Source organism: Micromonospora sp. LOL_015, from assembly GCF_048060275.1.
Lineage (GTDB): Bacteria > Actinomycetota > Actinomycetes > Mycobacteriales > Micromonosporaceae > Micromonospora_E.
Map to the genome: position 1 here is coordinate 1 of NZ_JBHMIO010000207.1, position 361 is coordinate 361.

The window sequence follows — 361 nt, forward strand, 5'->3', positions numbered from 1 at the left end:
CCTCGGCGAGGCGGTGCCCGACGACGGTGGCCAGCAGTTCCCGCTTGCCGGCCTCGACCGCCTCCTCGCCACCGGCCCGTTCGACGTAGGCACTCCGGACGTCACTCCAGCGCGTGTAGCCCATCACGGTTCCCCTTCCTGCTCGGCGCGTTCCTTCAGGTAGATCTCGTAGCGGTGTTCGGCCAGTGGGATGGCGTCGGTGTACCACTCGTTCCACCGGCCGGTTTTGTCGCCGGCGACGAGCAGGACGCTGGAACGCCAAGGGTCGAAGGCGAACAGGATCCGTACGGTTCCTGGACGGTGACTGGATAGGTGCGTGGGACCTTGGAATACCGCAAGCGCGCGAGGTGGGTCAGGCGGT

At 67.0% G+C, this 361-nt stretch carries 1 protein-coding gene and 1 pseudogene; both read right to left on the bottom strand.

Going from position 1 to position 361, the window contains the following annotated elements; genetic code table 11:
- A pseudogene (locus ACFHWU_RS29510) lies at positions 1-127 on the bottom strand (transcriptional regulator); the annotation flags it as partial.
- Positions 124-361: type II toxin-antitoxin system RelE/ParE family toxin (locus ACFHWU_RS29515; protein ID WP_416592355.1), on the bottom strand; the 238-nt coding region annotated here is incomplete at its 5' end. The pseudogene ACFHWU_RS29510 and the gene ACFHWU_RS29515, both read right to left, overlap by 4 nt.